Annotated in this window: 17 protein-coding genes; 2 read left to right on the forward strand and 15 right to left on the reverse strand. The window is 31.3% G+C overall.

Annotation, left to right across the window (positions count from 1 at the left end; all coding sequences use genetic code 11):
- Positions 1 to 32 precede the first annotated feature (32 nt).
- From CLVI_RS09010 to CLVI_RS09020, 3 genes are all read right to left on the reverse strand, one after another.
- The gene (locus tag CLVI_RS09010) at positions 33 to 1,307 is read right to left on the reverse strand and encodes a murein hydrolase activator EnvC family protein (protein ID WP_207655352.1); all 1,275 of its coding nucleotides are present in this window, start codon (positions 1,305 to 1,307) and stop codon (positions 33 to 35) included.
- A 43-nt stretch (positions 1,308 to 1,350) separates the two neighbouring features.
- The gene (locus tag CLVI_RS09015; RefSeq protein ID WP_106059798.1) at positions 1,351 to 2,604 is read right to left on the reverse strand and encodes a TcaA 3rd/4th domain-containing protein; all 1,254 of its coding nucleotides are present in this window, start codon (positions 2,602 to 2,604) and stop codon (positions 1,351 to 1,353) included.
- Positions 2,605 to 2,721: 117 nt separating this feature from the next.
- Positions 2,722 to 3,063, reverse strand: coding sequence for a hypothetical protein (locus CLVI_RS09020; RefSeq protein ID WP_106059799.1), 342 nt, complete (start codon positions 3,061 to 3,063; stop codon positions 2,722 to 2,724).
- Positions 3,064 to 3,269: 206 nt separating this feature from the next.
- On the opposite strand from CLVI_RS09020, the gene CLVI_RS09025 reads away from it, so the two are divergent.
- Positions 3,270 to 4,037, forward strand: coding sequence for a class II glutamine amidotransferase (locus tag CLVI_RS09025; protein ID WP_106059800.1), 768 nt, complete (start codon positions 3,270 to 3,272; stop codon positions 4,035 to 4,037).
- A 103-nt stretch (positions 4,038 to 4,140) separates the two neighbouring features.
- On the forward strand, positions 4,141 to 4,908 hold the full coding sequence (locus CLVI_RS09030; protein WP_106059801.1) for a class II glutamine amidotransferase: 768 nt from the start codon (positions 4,141 to 4,143) through the stop codon (positions 4,906 to 4,908).
- Positions 4,909 to 5,012: 104 nt separating this feature from the next.
- Here the strand turns inward: CLVI_RS09030 and hisE are convergent, their stop codons facing one another.
- From hisE to thrC, 12 genes are all read right to left on the reverse strand, one after another.
- A complete protein-coding gene (hisE, locus tag CLVI_RS09035; RefSeq protein ID WP_106059802.1) occupies positions 5,013 to 5,339 on the reverse strand; it encodes a phosphoribosyl-ATP diphosphatase in 327 nt (108 codons plus the stop codon).
- 12 nt (positions 5,340 to 5,351) lie between these two features.
- The gene (hisI, locus tag CLVI_RS09040; protein WP_106059803.1) at positions 5,352 to 5,687 is read right to left on the reverse strand and encodes a phosphoribosyl-AMP cyclohydrolase; all 336 of its coding nucleotides are present in this window, start codon (positions 5,685 to 5,687) and stop codon (positions 5,352 to 5,354) included.
- Between the two features lie 10 nt (positions 5,688 to 5,697).
- A complete protein-coding gene (hisF, locus tag CLVI_RS09045) occupies positions 5,698 to 6,459 on the reverse strand; it encodes an imidazole glycerol phosphate synthase subunit HisF (RefSeq protein WP_106059804.1) in 762 nt (253 codons plus the stop codon).
- A complete protein-coding gene (gene hisA / locus CLVI_RS09050; protein WP_106059805.1) occupies positions 6,460 to 7,182 on the reverse strand; it encodes a 1-(5-phosphoribosyl)-5-[(5-phosphoribosylamino)methylideneamino]imidazole-4-carboxamide isomerase in 723 nt (240 codons plus the stop codon).
- Complete coding sequence (hisH, locus tag CLVI_RS09055; protein ID WP_106059806.1) at positions 7,179 to 7,790, reverse strand: imidazole glycerol phosphate synthase subunit HisH; 612 nt, start codon at positions 7,788 to 7,790, stop codon at positions 7,179 to 7,181. The genes hisA and hisH overlap by 4 nt, the downstream gene beginning before the upstream one ends.
- 10 nt (positions 7,791 to 7,800) lie before the next feature.
- On the reverse strand, positions 7,801 to 8,391 hold the full coding sequence (hisB, locus tag CLVI_RS09060) for an imidazoleglycerol-phosphate dehydratase HisB (protein WP_106059807.1): 591 nt from the start codon (positions 8,389 to 8,391) through the stop codon (positions 7,801 to 7,803).
- Positions 8,391 to 9,686, reverse strand: coding sequence for a histidinol dehydrogenase (gene hisD, locus CLVI_RS09065; RefSeq protein WP_106059808.1), 1,296 nt, complete (start codon positions 9,684 to 9,686; stop codon positions 8,391 to 8,393). The genes hisB and hisD overlap by 1 nt, the downstream gene beginning before the upstream one ends.
- A 37-nt stretch (positions 9,687 to 9,723) precedes the next feature.
- Positions 9,724 to 10,347 (reverse strand): ATP phosphoribosyltransferase, encoded by a 624-nt coding sequence (hisG, locus tag CLVI_RS09070; protein ID WP_106059809.1) that lies wholly within the window; start codon positions 10,345 to 10,347, stop codon positions 9,724 to 9,726.
- Positions 10,344 to 11,489 (reverse strand): ATP phosphoribosyltransferase regulatory subunit, encoded by a 1,146-nt coding sequence (gene hisZ / locus CLVI_RS09075; protein WP_106059810.1) that lies wholly within the window; start codon positions 11,487 to 11,489, stop codon positions 10,344 to 10,346. The genes hisG and hisZ overlap by 4 nt, the downstream gene beginning before the upstream one ends.
- A gap of 202 nt (positions 11,490 to 11,691) precedes the next feature.
- Positions 11,692 to 12,129: an ACT domain-containing protein gene (locus tag CLVI_RS09080; RefSeq protein WP_106059811.1), complete on the reverse strand. Its 438-nt coding sequence runs from the start codon at positions 12,127 to 12,129 to the stop codon at positions 11,692 to 11,694.
- Entirely contained in the window at positions 12,129 to 13,025 is an 897-nt protein-coding gene (gene thrB, locus CLVI_RS09085; protein ID WP_106059812.1) for a homoserine kinase, read from the reverse strand. The genes CLVI_RS09080 and thrB overlap by 1 nt, the downstream gene beginning before the upstream one ends.
- Before the next feature lie 11 nt (positions 13,026 to 13,036).
- Positions 13,037 to 14,491, reverse strand: coding sequence for a threonine synthase (gene thrC, locus CLVI_RS09090; protein WP_106059813.1), 1,455 nt, complete (start codon positions 14,489 to 14,491; stop codon positions 13,037 to 13,039).
- Between the last annotated feature and the right edge of the window lie 118 nt (positions 14,492 to 14,609).

Below are 14,609 nucleotides of genomic sequence, written 5' to 3' on the forward strand. Positions count from 1 at the left end.
CTATATTATTTAGTATATCTAAGTGCTGTTTTCTATAAATAATTCATAGGGTTTGTATGTTTACCATTAACCCTTACTTCAAAGTGTAAATGGGGCCCTGTGCTATTTCCAGTTGATCCTACCTTTGCAATAGTTTCACCTCTACTAACTGTCTGTCCATTGGATATTAAAATAGAGCTACAATGAGCATATAGCGTTTGTATTCCATTACCATGATCAAGTATAACAACATTACCATACCCACTTTGAACTCCTGCAAATGCTACTGTACCACTCTTTGATGCCAGTATAGCAGAATTATTTGAAGCTGCAAAATCAACGCCAGTATGAAATCCACTTACTCCTGTAATCGGATGAACTCTAGCGCCATATGGACTTGATATACTTCCACCAGCTGGTGTTAAAAACCCTTCTCCATTAGCTATATCTTGATTAGTATTCCCATTGTTACTATTATTATTAATATTCTCAAAGACTTTATTAATTTGGTCCTGTAGGTCCTGATTGTACGAATTTATATCTCCAATTTTATCTTGAATTTCTTTTTCCTGCTGAGATAACGAATTAACAGCGTCTTCCTTTGATTTTTCTAAAGTTGCTAATTCTTGCATTTCTGCTTCATATTTATTTTTCTCATCTATAAAGCCCTTTTGAGCATCAACTTGTTCTTGCTGTTTACTCTTTATTTGTTCTTTTTCTTTATTAAGCTTGTCCATCTCTTTTTGTGACAATAACTTCTCCTCATCAAGGATTGCTTGTATATCTTTTATTTCATTTATTAAATCTTCATCTAAATTTAATAACTTTGATACATTTATCATATTGCTAATTAAATCAGTGATACTTTCACTTTCTAATACTACATATAAGGCTTGGCTATTCATGTCATTTTTATAATAACTTCTAAGCCTATTCCCAAGCATAGTTTGTCTTTCTATACTTTCTTGCTCTTTTTTTTCTATAAGTTCTTGTTTAGAATCTATATCATTTTGAGCCTTATCCGTACTTCCCTGCAATCCATCTATTTGTCCCTGCAATGCATCAATTTCAGTTTGAAAGGCTTGTACCTTTTCATTAGATGCAGTTAATTCAATATTTTTAGATTCTACTTGTTCTAATATTCCTTGCAAATCCTTATTAGCACTGTCTCCAAGATTATTAACCTCTTCTTTTCTTTTTTCCAGTTCATTCTTTTGTTGGTTATTGCTATTTATTTGGTCTTCCAAATCAGTAGCAAAGGCTTTCAATGGACTCAAAGTTAAACTTAGTACAACTAAGAAAGCTCCAAATTTTATCTTTTTATTCATGTAGTACCTCCCACTTTAGTGCTATTAAGATTTTAATCATATGTTATAAGCTGAAATTTTCAACATCTTCTATTTTCCAAAGTCCTTCATCATAAATAAGCTTGGTGAAAAACATTTTTGAATCATTACTTTTACTTAATCCAAGAAACTTCTTTTCTATCTCATAATCAACTTCAACTACAAGAGTTGCCGTGTAAACTCCACCCTCAAAAACATATTGAGTTTTGTCATCCTTGATACTTACATTAGCAATTGTATACTTATTTTTTAAAAATATATACCTTTTCTCCAATATACTATAAATTTTTTCCTTGGTTTCTTCAGTTGAATTATTTATACTAGCCTTATTTTCCTCATTTAATGCAGTGAATACACTATTATAAAAACTTATAGTTCTTGTGCTCATATCTGATTTCATCTCATCATTTTCCATGTTAATACTTAGAATTATATTTGGGGTATCATTGATTGCAACTTTACTACCCTTTAAAGCACCCCAGGGGAAATCTCTTTCTATATGTACTGATACTGTACCATCGCTTGGAATTGGGCCAATGTTTTTTGCATCCTTAACTTCTATTTCAGTATTATAATCATTAATATATAGCTGTGCATCTTCATAAATAGATGATACATTTATTTTAATTGCTAAGAAATCTAGAGTTACCTCCTGTTCATTCATAACTAGAACTTCTTTGGAAGATGTAATTTCTCCAAATTCACTCTCTAGGCTACCTTCGAGTGTATATACTCCAGGAATAATTCTTTTAATGCTTTGTGAGCCATTTATATAATCTTTTTGGTTTACTGTAAAAGTGGCCTCATTAAAATTACTACTAACCTTTAATTCATAACTTTTAAGAGCTATATAATATTTGTCTGTAAAAATTCTATCCTCTTTTATTAGCTTAAAAGCCTCAGTTTCTTCACCTATTTTAAGTTTTTGTATAGTTGAATCTACCTTAGTAGTATCCCCTGTATAATAATCAATTAATGGTTTTAATTCTTCCTTGTTAACCTTTTCTCCATCTAACCTAACCTGCGTTCTTAGCTTGCTAAGATTTCCATCTTTCAATGCAACTTCCAATTTAGCTAATACCCTACTTTGAGTACTAGTAATACTCCCAATCCAATACCCTCCGCACATAAATATGAATAGGATTAAAACCACAGTTAGCTTTACTCTCCTCTTAAAAAAATCTATGAAATTACTTTTACCTATTTGTTTTATATCTATATATAATGTTTTAAAGTAATTCATTATTATTTCTTTTAATGTAGAAATCTTATATTTCATCAAAAATCTCCTTATATTAAAAATACACAATTTTATTTTAGTTGTAATCTTATTAAATAACAAGCCATTTTTAAAAAAGGTAACTATTACCAAATAGTTACCTTTAAGCTTAATAAATTATTCTAATATGTCTATTACCCATTTACCGCAATCAACACATTTATAGATTCTTATTACAAACAAATCTAGGTCTTCTTTGTTAAGGGTACAATTAAAAAGTTCTAGTTCTTCTTTAGTTATAAATTCATCTTCCTGATCTATGTATCCATATATCTCAACAAAATAATTATTTTTACTTACACCACAGCACTCATTATCCTCTGCACAACATATTTTTTCATAATTAAGTTTACCTTCTAATTCTTTTATTATAGGAAAAATATCCTCATATTCTGTTATATCATCTAGAAAATCTTCTTCGTAAAAGGTCAAATCATTTACTTTAAATAATTCTTTCATCTATTACTCCTTTCAAAATCCATTTATAGATATTATACCTAATATTATTTGCTTTTGCACTAAAAAATATGATATTGTTGAAGAGTTTGAAATAATTAAAAATATGTTTTCTACAAAACTATTGACAAACCCTGTCAAGGTGGTAATATTAATTCATAGTAAACTTATCTATTAAATATGTTTGAATTTAAATTGAGGTGAATTATATGTGTGAATTATATGGAACAATCGGGGCTAAAAAGATTTCGCTAAATGAAGATTTAAACTTATTTTATAAGCACAGTGTTAAGCATTCTCACGGATGGGGTTTAGCCTATTGGAATCAAAATTCTGAGCTTATACTCTACGCTGAGGGTAAATGCGGTAATGATAGTGACTTATTACAAAATCTTTTAGTTTCTCCTATAGAAAGCCAAGTTTCCATAGGACATATACGTTTTGCAACGGCTGGTGTAATTAGTGATAGGAATAGTCACCCCTTTACAAAAACTGATTCTAACGGCCGCGAATGGACTCTTGCGCACAATGGCAACATGTCTGTTGGATTGCAGCTATTTCCTTTTAGAAAAACGCAAATTGGAGAAACAGATAGCGAACGTATCCTTCTATATTTAGTAGATTGTATAAATAAGAAATCAGAAGAAAAGGGCAGATCATTAAATAGCCAAGAAAGATGTGGCGTTGTAGATTCAATTGTAGCTGAGCTATCCCTTGGTAATAGACTTAATCTGTTAATATATGATTCTGAACAATATTATGTTCATACAAACATCAAAGACACATTATATTTTTCTCGCCAAGATGGCTACTATTGTTTTTCAACTATGCCTTTAGAAAATATTTATTTGTGGGACAAGGTTCCATTAAATAGTCTTCTAGTATATTCTGGTATTAACCAGATATATTCTGGCAAGAATCATGGTAATGAATTTATAAAAGCCACTCTTAGTAACTTTGACAATTTTAACATTTAGATAAAGAGAAAATCTACTACATTCTATAAATATAATATTTAACAATTTATCCAAGTGTTATATCTTAGATAAATATATTGTTGAATATGGTGAGGTGAATTATATGTGCGAATTATATGGAATTATCAGCAACAAACCTATTTCTCTAAATGAAAGTTTAAAATTGTTTTACAAACACAGCGCTCAAAATCCTAAAGGATGGGGTCTATCTTATTGGAATGATAAATCTGAAATTACAATTTACAATGAGGGTAAATCAGCAAATGACAGTGACCTATTACAAGATATTTTAAGTCACCCAATAGAAAGCAAAGTTTCTATTGGCCATATACGTACTGCAACAGTTGGATTGATGAGTGATAAAAATAGTCATCCCTTTACAACTAATGATTGTACTGGTCGCAGATGGACTCTTGCACACAATGGCAATATTTATACAGGCTCACAGCTACTACCTTTTAGGGACAAGCAACTTGGAGAAACAGATAGCGAATGTATCCTTCTATATCTAGTCGATTGTATAAACAAAAAAACACAAGAAAAAGGTAACCCATTAAATAGTAAAGAAAGATGTGAAGTTATAGATTCCATAACAAAAGACTTATCTCAGGGTAATAAACTTACCCTTTTAATATATGATACTGAACAATTTTACGCTTATACAAATATTCAAGAGCTACTATATGTCTCAAGTCAAGAGGACTATTATTGCTTTGTAAGTGTTCCTTTAGAAAATAGTTTTTTCTGGAATAAGGTTCCATTAAATATTTTAATAGTATATTCAGGTAATGAGCAAATATATCATAGTCAGGATCATGGAAACGAATTTTTAAAAACAACCCCTATGAAATTCCATAACTTCACTCTTTAATTAGGATAAATAGAAAGAAAAACATAGCCTTATTTTATAAGACTATGTTTTTCTGTTATATATGGTTAATTTAATATCTTAATTATAGTATTGATTTCAAAAATTTATACATTGTCTATTGTAGGTCTTTCACCCTTAAAATTATTTATTTTATTACTTCTCTTAGTTAGTTCTTCCCCAACTAGTTCAATAGGTATATTTAATTCTGCCATCAAAACTAATAGATGATAAGTTAAATCGCATATTTCACTAACCTGATCTTCTTTATTATCACCCATACTGCTTATTATAACTTCAGTTGCTTCTTCCCCAACTTTCTTCAAAATCTTTTCTTTCCCTTTTTCAAATAAATATACAGTGTAAGAACCTTCCTCTCCACCATTTTTTCTGTCTATTATTTTTGAGTATAATTCCTTTATTACATTATCCATTTTAAATTCCTCCTATAAATCTTTATAAAAACAAGTTCTGTTACCAGTATGACAAGCTGCTCCAACCTGCTCTACTAAAAGTAATAGTGTATCATTATCACAATCCAGCTTTATTTCTTTCACATATTGCAGATGTCCTGAGGTTGCACCCTTATTCCAAAGTTCATCTCGACTTCTACTATAATACCATGCAGTATCTCCTTCTAAAGTTTTAATTAAACTTTCCTTAGACATATAAGCAAGCATCAAAACTTCTTTTGTTTTAAAATCTTGAGCAATGGCAGGAATCAAACCTCCACTCTTTTCAAAATCAACCTGTTCAACTTTTTTTAATATTTCTTCTTTCATGTCCTTCTCCTTATAACCTTACTGGAATATTTTTCTCTCTAAGATATTTCTTAACATCATCAACTGTAAGTTCTCCATAATGAAATAGTGAGGCTGCTAAAGCTGCATCTGCTGATGCTTTTTCAAACACCTCATGAAAATGCTCAAGACTACCACATCCTCCCGATGCTATAACAGGAACATTTGTAATATTAGATACTGACTTTGTAAGTTCTATATCAAACCCCTGCTTGGTTCCATCGGCATCCATGGATGTAAGTAGTATTTCACCAGCTCCAAGATTTGTAGCTTCTTCTATCCACTTTAATGCATCTAGTCCAGTATCAATTCTTCCACCATTAATAACAACATTCCATCCAGTATTATCTACCCTTTTTTTAGCATCTACTGCAAGTACAATACATTGATTTCCAAATGTAAAAGCTCCATCTCTTATTAAATTTTTATCCCTTACTGCAGCTGAATTTAAACTTATCTTATCAGCACCGGCTCTTAATATTGTCTTTATATCATCTATAGATCTTAATCCTCCACCTACAGTAAAAGGAATAAATATCTTCTCAGCTACCCGTTCAACAACATTTCTCATTATTCCTCTATCTTCATGAGTAGCAGTTATATCTAAAAACACTAATTCATCCGCACCCTGCTTATAATAATATTCTGCCAAGGCAACTGGATCTCCAACTTCTTTAATATCTACAAAGTTTATTCCTTTAACTACTTTGCCAGCTCTAACATCTAAACAAGGTATAATTCTCTTTGTAAGCATCTATTTCTCCTCCTTTGTTAGCTTAATTGCCTCCTCTAAAGAAAGGGTATCTGCATATATAGCTTTTCCTGTTATAGCTCCATAAAGCCCCATATCCTTTAGTTCCTGAATATTCTCTATATCTCTAATACCACCAGATGCAGTAATTTTAATATCAACTTCATCCTTAAGGTTTTTAAGCATTTCTACATTAGGGCCTTGCAACGTGCCATCCTTAGTAATATCAGTAACTATAACATTCGTTATACCCAGTTCCTTTAACTTTTTAGCAAAATCTATGTAATAAAGAGAACTTCCTTCAAGCCAACCTCGTCCATAAGCATATCCATCCTTACAATCTATACCTACAGCTATTTTTTCTCCAAATGATGCTACAGCTTTCTTTACAAGCTCTTCATCCTCCATGGCACTTGTCCCAAGGATAACTCTTGATACTCCGTTATTAATTAAGTATTCTATGGTTTCAAAGTTTCTAATCCCACCACCAACTTCTACAGGAATATCTAAAGTCTTTGCAACCTTTATAATTATATCTCCATTAACTAATTCACCTTTTTTAGCTCCATCTAAATCAACTAAATGAAGATACTCTGCTCCAAGGTCTTGAAATGATTTTGCTGTCTCTAAAATATCCTCAGCAACTATTTCCTTTTTATTATAATCTCCTTGATAAAGTCTAACTGGTTTTCCATCTATAATATCTATAGCAGGTATTATTATCATAATATCAGCTCCTTAAAGTTTTTAAGAATTTCAAGTCCGATCGTTCCACTTTTCTCTGGATGGAATTGCGCTCCCATAACATTGTTTTTTCTAACCAATCCTGGAATTTTCAAAGTTCCGTATCTTGAATATCCTACCAAATCCGTATCATCGTAGCCTTGTGCATAATATGAATGAACATAATAGACAAAAGCATCTTTCTTTAATCCTACTAATAATTTATCTTCTTTATTTTTTTCAAGATTATTCCACCCTATATGAGGAATCTTCACATTAGGATCTACCATCTTAACTATTTCACCCTTTAAGATACCAAGACCTTCCATTGCTTCACCTTCATATCCCTTTTGGAATAATACCTGCATTCCAAGACAAATTCCAAGTAAGGGTTTTCCCTTCGCTGCCTCTTCCCTTATTACATCTATAAGATTAGCTTTTTTAAGATTGTCCATACAATCCTTAAAAGCTCCAACCCCTGGTAATATTAGTCCATCAGCTTTTCTTAATTCTCCTATATCAGAAGATATCTTACATTCACAGCCAATTTTTATTAATGCATTATAAACACTTTTTAAATTCCCCATTCCGTAGTCTATTATAACTATCATAGCTAACCTCCTATAACTTTCCTTTAGTAGATGGTAATTGCATGTTATTTTCATCAATTTCTTTAGCTTCTCTAAGAGCTCTTCCTAATGCCTTAAATAAAGCCTCAACTTTATGATGATCATTTTCTCCATATAAAACTCTACCATGTAATGTTATGCCCGAATTAAAAGCAAAAGCTCTAAAAAATTCCTTAACCATCTCGGTTGAAAAACTACCAATACTTTCTCTTGCAAAGCTACAATCAAATGCTAAAAAGCTTCTTCCACTAATATCTAAAGATACCTGTGCCAAAGTCTCATCCATTGGTATAAAGAATGTTCCATATCTTTTTATTCCTCTTTTATCTCCTAAAGCCTTTAAAACAGCTTCTCCTAAGGTTATTCCAACATCTTCAACTAAGTGATGATCACAAACTTCTATATCACCCTTAGCCTTTACCTCTAAATCAAAACCCCCATGAAAAGCCATTAATGTTAACATATGATCAAAAAATCCTACTCCAGTATTAATATTGCTATTACCTTTTCCATCAAGATTAATAGTTAAACTGATTTGGGTTTCCTTTGTTTCTCTAGTTATACTAGCAATTCTTTCTATCATTATTTCAACCTCACCTTGATTGAATTTGCATGAGCTGTAAGACCTTCTTTATTTGCTATATTTATAATTTTTTCGCCATCAGCCTTTATTGCTTCCTCTGAGTAATATAAAAAGGAGGATTTTTTTACAAAGCTATCTACAGATAATGCTGAGAAGAATTTAGCAGTACCACTAGTAGGTAATACATGGTTTGTTCCTCCAAAATAATCTCCGATTGGCTCTGCTGTATTGTATCCTAAAAATACAGAGCCAGCATGTTTAACCTTTCCTAAAAGTTCCATAGAATTTGCAACCATAAGTTCTAAATGTTCTGGTGCAACCATATTTGAGATCTCTATACATTCATCAATACTATTACAAATAATAACTTTTCCATGATTAATGAGAGATTCTTTAATTATTTCCTTTCTCTCCAAGGTTTGTATTTGCTTTTCAATCTCTTTTTCTACTTCTTTATAGAGTTTTTCTGATGTAGTAACCAATATTGATGAGGCTAATACATCATGTTCAGCCTGGGACATTAAATCTGCTGCAACATAACTCGCATCTGCATTTTCATCTGCAATTATTAGTATTTCACTAGGTCCTGCGATCATATCAATATCTACTTTTCCAAATACAAGTTTCTTAGCTGTAGCTACAAAAATATTTCCAGGGCCAACTATCTTATCAACCTTTTTAATTGTTTCTGTTCCATATGCTAAAGCACCTATTGCCTGTGCTCCTCCTACCTTATATATCTTATCTATACCTGAAATTTTCGCAGCAACCCCAATATAAGGATTAATACCGCCATCTTTATCAGGAGGAGTTACCATAATAATTTCTTCAACTCCTGCAACTTTTGCTGGAATTACATTCATAAGAACTGAAGAGGGATATGCAGCTGTTCCCCCTGGGACATATACTCCCACAGTTTCAAGAGGTAAAACTCTTTGACCTAAAAACACTCCTCTTTCCTTATTTAATATAAATCCGTTCTTTACTTGTGCCTTATGATAAAATTCTATATTGTCTTTTGCTTCCTTTAAGTTATTGATAAATTCCTTATCAACCTTGTTAACCTTGTTAAAGCATTCTTCAATTTCTTCTTTAGTAACCTGAAAGTTTTCTAGCTTAACCTTATCAAATTTTTCAGTATACTCTCTTAAGGCACTATCACCTCTTAATGAAACATCCCTTAGAACCTTAGAAACAGTTCCAATAATTTGTTCATTTGTGTCTTCTGCTCTATCCTTTAACTCTTTTAAAAGAAGTTCCATTCCTTCTTCTTCTAAGTTGAAAAGTTTTAACATTTCTCCAACCTCCCATTTTAAATTATTCTGTATTCATCTATAAAATTGCTTTTATTCTTTTAATAAAAGACTCTATCTCTTTCTTTTTTAACTTAAAGCTAGCCTTATTTACTATTACTCTTGCGCTTATATCACAAATAGTATCATATACTATAAGTCCATTTTCTTTTAAAGTTGTCCCAGTTTCCATAATATCCACAATAGCATCACATAAGCCTAGAATAGGTGCAAGCTCTACTGAACCCTCTATTTTTATTATTTCAACATCCATACCCTTTTTCTTGAAATATTCTCCTGCAACTGTTGGATATTTTGTACCAATTTTTATATGTCCAATCTTATTAAAAAAATCATTTTCAGGTGATGAGGCTACAATAAATTTACACTTTCCAAGACCTAAATCCAAAACTTCATAGTAATCATCGTCAGCTTCAAGCAATGTATCCTTTCCAACTACTCCAATATCAGCTACTCCGTGCTCCACATAGGTAATTGAATCTGCTGCTTTAACTAAAAAATATCTTATATCTTCTTTAGTATCATTAAATACAAGCTTTCTTCCCTTATCCTTTAATTCATCAGTTCCATAATTAGCTTTATCTAGTAGCTTTACTGTTTCCGTCTCTAACCTACCTTTAGTTAAGGCAATACTTATACTCATATTTTTTTCCCCACTTTCTCTTTTTTAACTCCTCCGATTAAGGTCTCATCAAAAATCATTTCTACAACATAACCTTCTTGTCTAAGCATTTCACCTTGTTTAAATGCTTCTACCATACTTTCATTTCCATAATATAACTTATAGCTTTCCTTAATATTCATATTTTTATCCTTCATAATATCAAGTAAAGAATCTAAATTTATAGAAAAACCAACTGCTGGTCTATCTTCTCCAAAGAGAGCAATTAAATTATCATATCTACCACCACTTAATGCAATTGCACCAACGCCTTCAACATATCCTCTAAAGGTTATACCTGTATAATAGTTAAGCCTTTGTACCATTCCTAAATCAAAGGATATACAATCTCCATATCCTAATTCATCTAATGTAGATGCTAATTTTTCTAAGTATTCTATACTCTCCTTAAGCTCATCATTAAAGGAATATTCCTTAGCTTTTTCTAGAACTTCACGTCCTCCAAAAAGCCATGGAAGCTTCGTGAAAAATTCTTTATAATCTTCTGTAACTTTAAGTTGAGCTAAAAAGTCTTCTAGTTCCTTCAAACTTTTTTTATCTATTAGTTGAGCTAACTTTAATCGTTCCTCTTCTTGCAAATTTAAATTCTTTACTGCTGAATTAAAGAAATTTATATTACCTATTTCAAGTTTTATTTCACTTTCTTCTAAGATCTTTAATACATCTAATGCTGTGACTAATATTTCTAAATCTGAAGATGAATCCTTAACCCCTATAAGTTCTACTCCGCAATCAGTATATTCATTTTTCTTTCCACCTAAACTTTGATTTACTCTAAAAACATCTGCACTATATCTAAACCTGATCGGATCAGCTACATCCTTAAACTTTGTTGCTACAACCCTTGCAATTGGAATTGTCATATCTGGTCTTAAGACAAGTATTCTACCTTTATTATCAAAGAACTTATAAACATCCTCTTCCCTAAGATTTTGGAACCCTGAATTAAAGGTTTCATAAAACTCTATAGTAGGAGTAACAACCTCATTATATCCCCACTTATCTAAAACATTTTCAATTTTATTTTGTAGATTTCTCTTAATTTTACACTCCCCAAGTACTAAATCTCTAGTACCCTCTGGTGTTATATATTTTTTGCTCATAATAAACCCCCTTATGCTTTATTGATTTAGCACGCTAAATTATTAAACTATGCTTTTATAATAATATATCCTTATATTGCTGTCAAGATTATTAGTGAATTTTTTAACAAATTTTATCAAATTTATTCCATAAAAAAAGCTATTTAGTGTTTAACCTAAATAACTTTTTAATATAAAATATTGTATTATGATTATCTTATAACTATTCCATAGCTATAAAATCCACTTTTTCTACTCTATCTAATTTGCTTAAGTCTTGAACTAAAGTCTTTATATCACCATTTAGATCACTTATATCAATTGTCAAACTAATATATGCATATCCATTTAAAGGTATTCCTTGATTTATTGTAAGAATATTCCCCTTAATACTAGAAACATAATTTAGTATATTTGAAAGGACCCCTGTTCCATCTACAATCATTACATTAAATGTGGCTTTTCTTCCCTTTTGACTCTCTGAAAATTCAAAAACCAAATCCTTGTACTTGTAATATACACTTCTACTAACCCCAGCTATTTTTGTCGCTTCTGTTATTTCTTTTGCTTTACCTTCCTGTAATAATTTTTTTGCATTTACAACTTTTTCATATACTTCTGGTAAAGCCCTTTTATCTATTAGAAAAAAATTACCTTCCATTACTTTTCACCTTCCATTACAATGGCCCCCACTGCATCAATAGAAAGTTCATGCAAAGTCCAACTTAATCCCTTTGTCTGTAAAAATTCTTTAATCTTATTGCTAAAGCCAACCTGATTTTCTGAAATCATAGTCATAATTGTAGGTCCAGCCCCACTTAAATATGAAGCCATAGCCCCAACTCTATAGGCCTCACTTTTCACCTCTTCAAATCCTTCTATAAGTTCACTTCTATAGTTCTCATGAAAAGCATCTTTGCAAGCGAATTTAAGTAATTCTGTTTTCCCACTTGTCATAGCTGCTACTAAAAGTGCAGCTCTTCCTACATTATAAACTCCATCCTTTAAGGATATTTTATCTGGCAAGACTTCTCTTGCCTCCTTAGTAGAAAGCCTAAAGTCAGGTATAATAGGAACAAATTTAATATTCTCATGAACATTTATTGTTTCATAATATACCTTTCCTTCTTCAATAATAGCAACCACTAATCCACCTAACAAGGCTGGTGCTACATTATCTGGATGGCCTTCCATCTCTACTGCCATTTCAAGTATTTCATCTTGAGAAAATCTTTTTCCCATTATTTCATTAGCTCCAACTAGTCCCCCAACTATACAGGTAGAGCTACTTCCAAGCCCCCTTGAAACTGGTACATCTTGAATAAGTGTTGATATCTCTAAGCCCCTTGGAGAATATCCACCGCGATCAAAACATTTCATCATCGCTTCATATACTACGTTATCTTCATTACAAAACTCTTCTGGTACTCCCTTGAAAGTAAGCCCATCTTCCGTTTCTTTAAATCCAAAAACATTGTAGATATTTAGCGCTATCCCAATTGAATCAAATCCAGGACCCATATTAGCTGACGTAGCAGGCACTCTTACTTTAATCATTTCATTGCCTCCTATTTTAAATAAGATAAAATAGCTTCTTTCATCTCATCTTTATCCCAAACTTCTTCATGTAATATTTGTTTCTTATCCAAGTCCCTAAGGTTTGTTGGAATTTCAATTTTTGTTTTCTCAAAAAGTTTATTTAATACCTTAAAATCATCTATTCCCTCAACATCAATTTCAAGTGCATTACAAATACTTCTTGGGAATTTATATGGACTTGCAGTTGATGCTATTAAAACTTGTTTATTGGCCCCAGTTTCTTTTACATACTTCTCATAAACAACCTGGGCAACTGCAGTATGTGTATCTATTAGATAGCCCTCTTTATTATACATATCGCTTATTGCTTTAGAAACTTCTTCTTGAGTTGCGAAGTTTCCGTAAAAATCTTTTAAAAATTCTTTTAACTTATCAGAAACTTCATAAATTCCCTCTTTAATTAAAGAATCCATAAGCTTCTTTATTTCTTCTCCATCTTTTCCACTACCTTCAAATAATAATCTTTCTAAATTTGAAGATACTAAGATATCCATAGATGGTGATTCAGTTAAAATAAGTTCTCGTCTTTTATCATAAACCCCAGTATGGAAAAAATCTGTTAATACTTTATTATCATTTGAAGCACAAATGAATTTTTCAACTGGTAACCCCATTCTCTTAGCATAATATGCAGCTAAAATATTACCAAAATTCCCTGTAGGTACAACCACATTAATCTTTTCATCTTCCTTAATCTTGCCTTCTTTAACAAGCTTAAAGTATCCATAGAAATAATATACAATTTGAGGTACAAGTCGTCCAATATTTATAGAATTTGCAGAAGATAAAAGATAACCCTCTTTCTTTAATTCTTCCTTAAATTTTTCATCACCAAAGATTTCTTTAACTCCATTTTGTGCATTATCAAAATTACCTGTAATACCATAAACCTTAACATTTTTACCTTCTTGGGTTGACATTTGTCTTTCTTGTATAGCACTTACACCCTTTTTAGGATAATAAACTATAACCTTGAAGCCTTCAACATCTTTAAAACCTTCTAAAGCTGCTTTTCCAGTATCTCCAGATGTTGCAGTTAATATAACTACCTCTTCCTTGAGTCCTAAAGCTTTTCTTGCTCTTCTCATTACTTGTGGAAGAAATAATAAAGCTGCATCCTTAAATGCACATGTAGGTCCATGATACAATTCTAAAAAATTCTTATTAACTTCAACATTAAATCGGTCATTATACGCCTCGTTAATTGCATCCATTAATTCTTCTTCTTTAATATCAGTAAAATACTCTTTTATTATCTTAAAAGCTAATTCCTCATAAGATAAAGTCTTTTCTTTTTTTAAAGAGTCATACAGATTAGGAAAAGATTCTGGAACATATAACCCTCCATCCTTAGCAATTCCTCTAACTATTGCTTCAGCAGAAGCTACTCCACTTTCTAAGCCTCTTGTACTTTGAAACTTCATTTTATCACCCCAAGTATTTATTATGTGCACATTCTTTTGTATGAATTTTTTGTATTATAATACCGCTATCATAATACCATGTTCTCCTAAGGAAAACAACTGTTTTGTTCTGAAAAAC

The organism is Clostridium vincentii (assembly GCF_002995745.1).
Classification (GTDB): domain Bacteria; phylum Bacillota; class Clostridia; order Clostridiales; family Clostridiaceae; genus Clostridium; species Clostridium vincentii.

Excerpts from the sequence above, each read along its gene's own strand:
- CLVI_RS09080 (WP_106059811.1), bottom strand. The coding sequence starts at position 12,129 with ATGGAAGGTAATTTTTTTCTAATAGATAAAAGGGCTTTACCAGAAGTA.
- hisB (WP_106059807.1), bottom strand. The coding sequence starts at position 8,391 with ATGATAGAAAGAATTGCTAGTATAACTAGAGAAACAAAGGAAACCCAA.
- thrC (WP_106059813.1), bottom strand. The coding sequence starts at position 14,491 with ATGAAGTTTCAAAGTACAAGAGGCTTAGAAAGTGGAGTAGCTTCTGCT.
- CLVI_RS09030 (WP_106059801.1), top strand. The coding sequence starts at position 4,141 with ATGTGCGAATTATATGGAATTATCAGCAACAAACCTATTTCTCTAAAT.
- CLVI_RS09010 (WP_207655352.1), bottom strand. The coding sequence starts at position 1,307 with ATGAATAAAAAGATAAAATTTGGAGCTTTCTTAGTTGTACTAAGTTTA.
- hisH (WP_106059806.1), bottom strand. The coding sequence starts at position 7,790 with ATGATAGTTATAATAGACTACGGAATGGGGAATTTAAAAAGTGTTTAT.
- thrB (WP_106059812.1), bottom strand. The coding sequence starts at position 13,025 with ATGATTAAAGTAAGAGTGCCTGCTACGTCAGCTAATATGGGTCCTGGA.
- hisA (WP_106059805.1), bottom strand. The coding sequence starts at position 7,182 with ATGATAATAATACCTGCTATAGATATTATAGATGGAAAACCAGTTAGA.
- CLVI_RS09015 (WP_106059798.1), bottom strand. The coding sequence starts at position 2,604 with ATGAAATATAAGATTTCTACATTAAAAGAAATAATAATGAATTACTTT.
- hisI (WP_106059803.1), bottom strand. The coding sequence starts at position 5,687 with ATGAAAGAAGAAATATTAAAAAAAGTTGAACAGGTTGATTTTGAAAAG.
- hisZ (WP_106059810.1), bottom strand. The coding sequence starts at position 11,489 with ATGAGCAAAAAATATATAACACCAGAGGGTACTAGAGATTTAGTACTT.
- hisF (WP_106059804.1), bottom strand. The coding sequence starts at position 6,459 with ATGCTTACAAAGAGAATTATACCTTGTTTAGATGTTAGAGCTGGCAAA.
- hisG (WP_106059809.1), bottom strand. The coding sequence starts at position 10,347 with ATGAGTATAAGTATTGCCTTAACTAAAGGTAGGTTAGAGACGGAAACA.
- hisD (WP_106059808.1), bottom strand. The coding sequence starts at position 9,686 with ATGTTAAAACTTTTCAACTTAGAAGAAGAAGGAATGGAACTTCTTTTA.
- CLVI_RS09025 (WP_106059800.1), top strand. The coding sequence starts at position 3,270 with ATGTGTGAATTATATGGAACAATCGGGGCTAAAAAGATTTCGCTAAAT.
- CLVI_RS09020 (WP_106059799.1), bottom strand. The coding sequence starts at position 3,063 with ATGAAAGAATTATTTAAAGTAAATGATTTGACCTTTTACGAAGAAGAT.
- hisE (WP_106059802.1), bottom strand. The coding sequence starts at position 5,339 with ATGGATAATGTAATAAAGGAATTATACTCAAAAATAATAGACAGAAAA.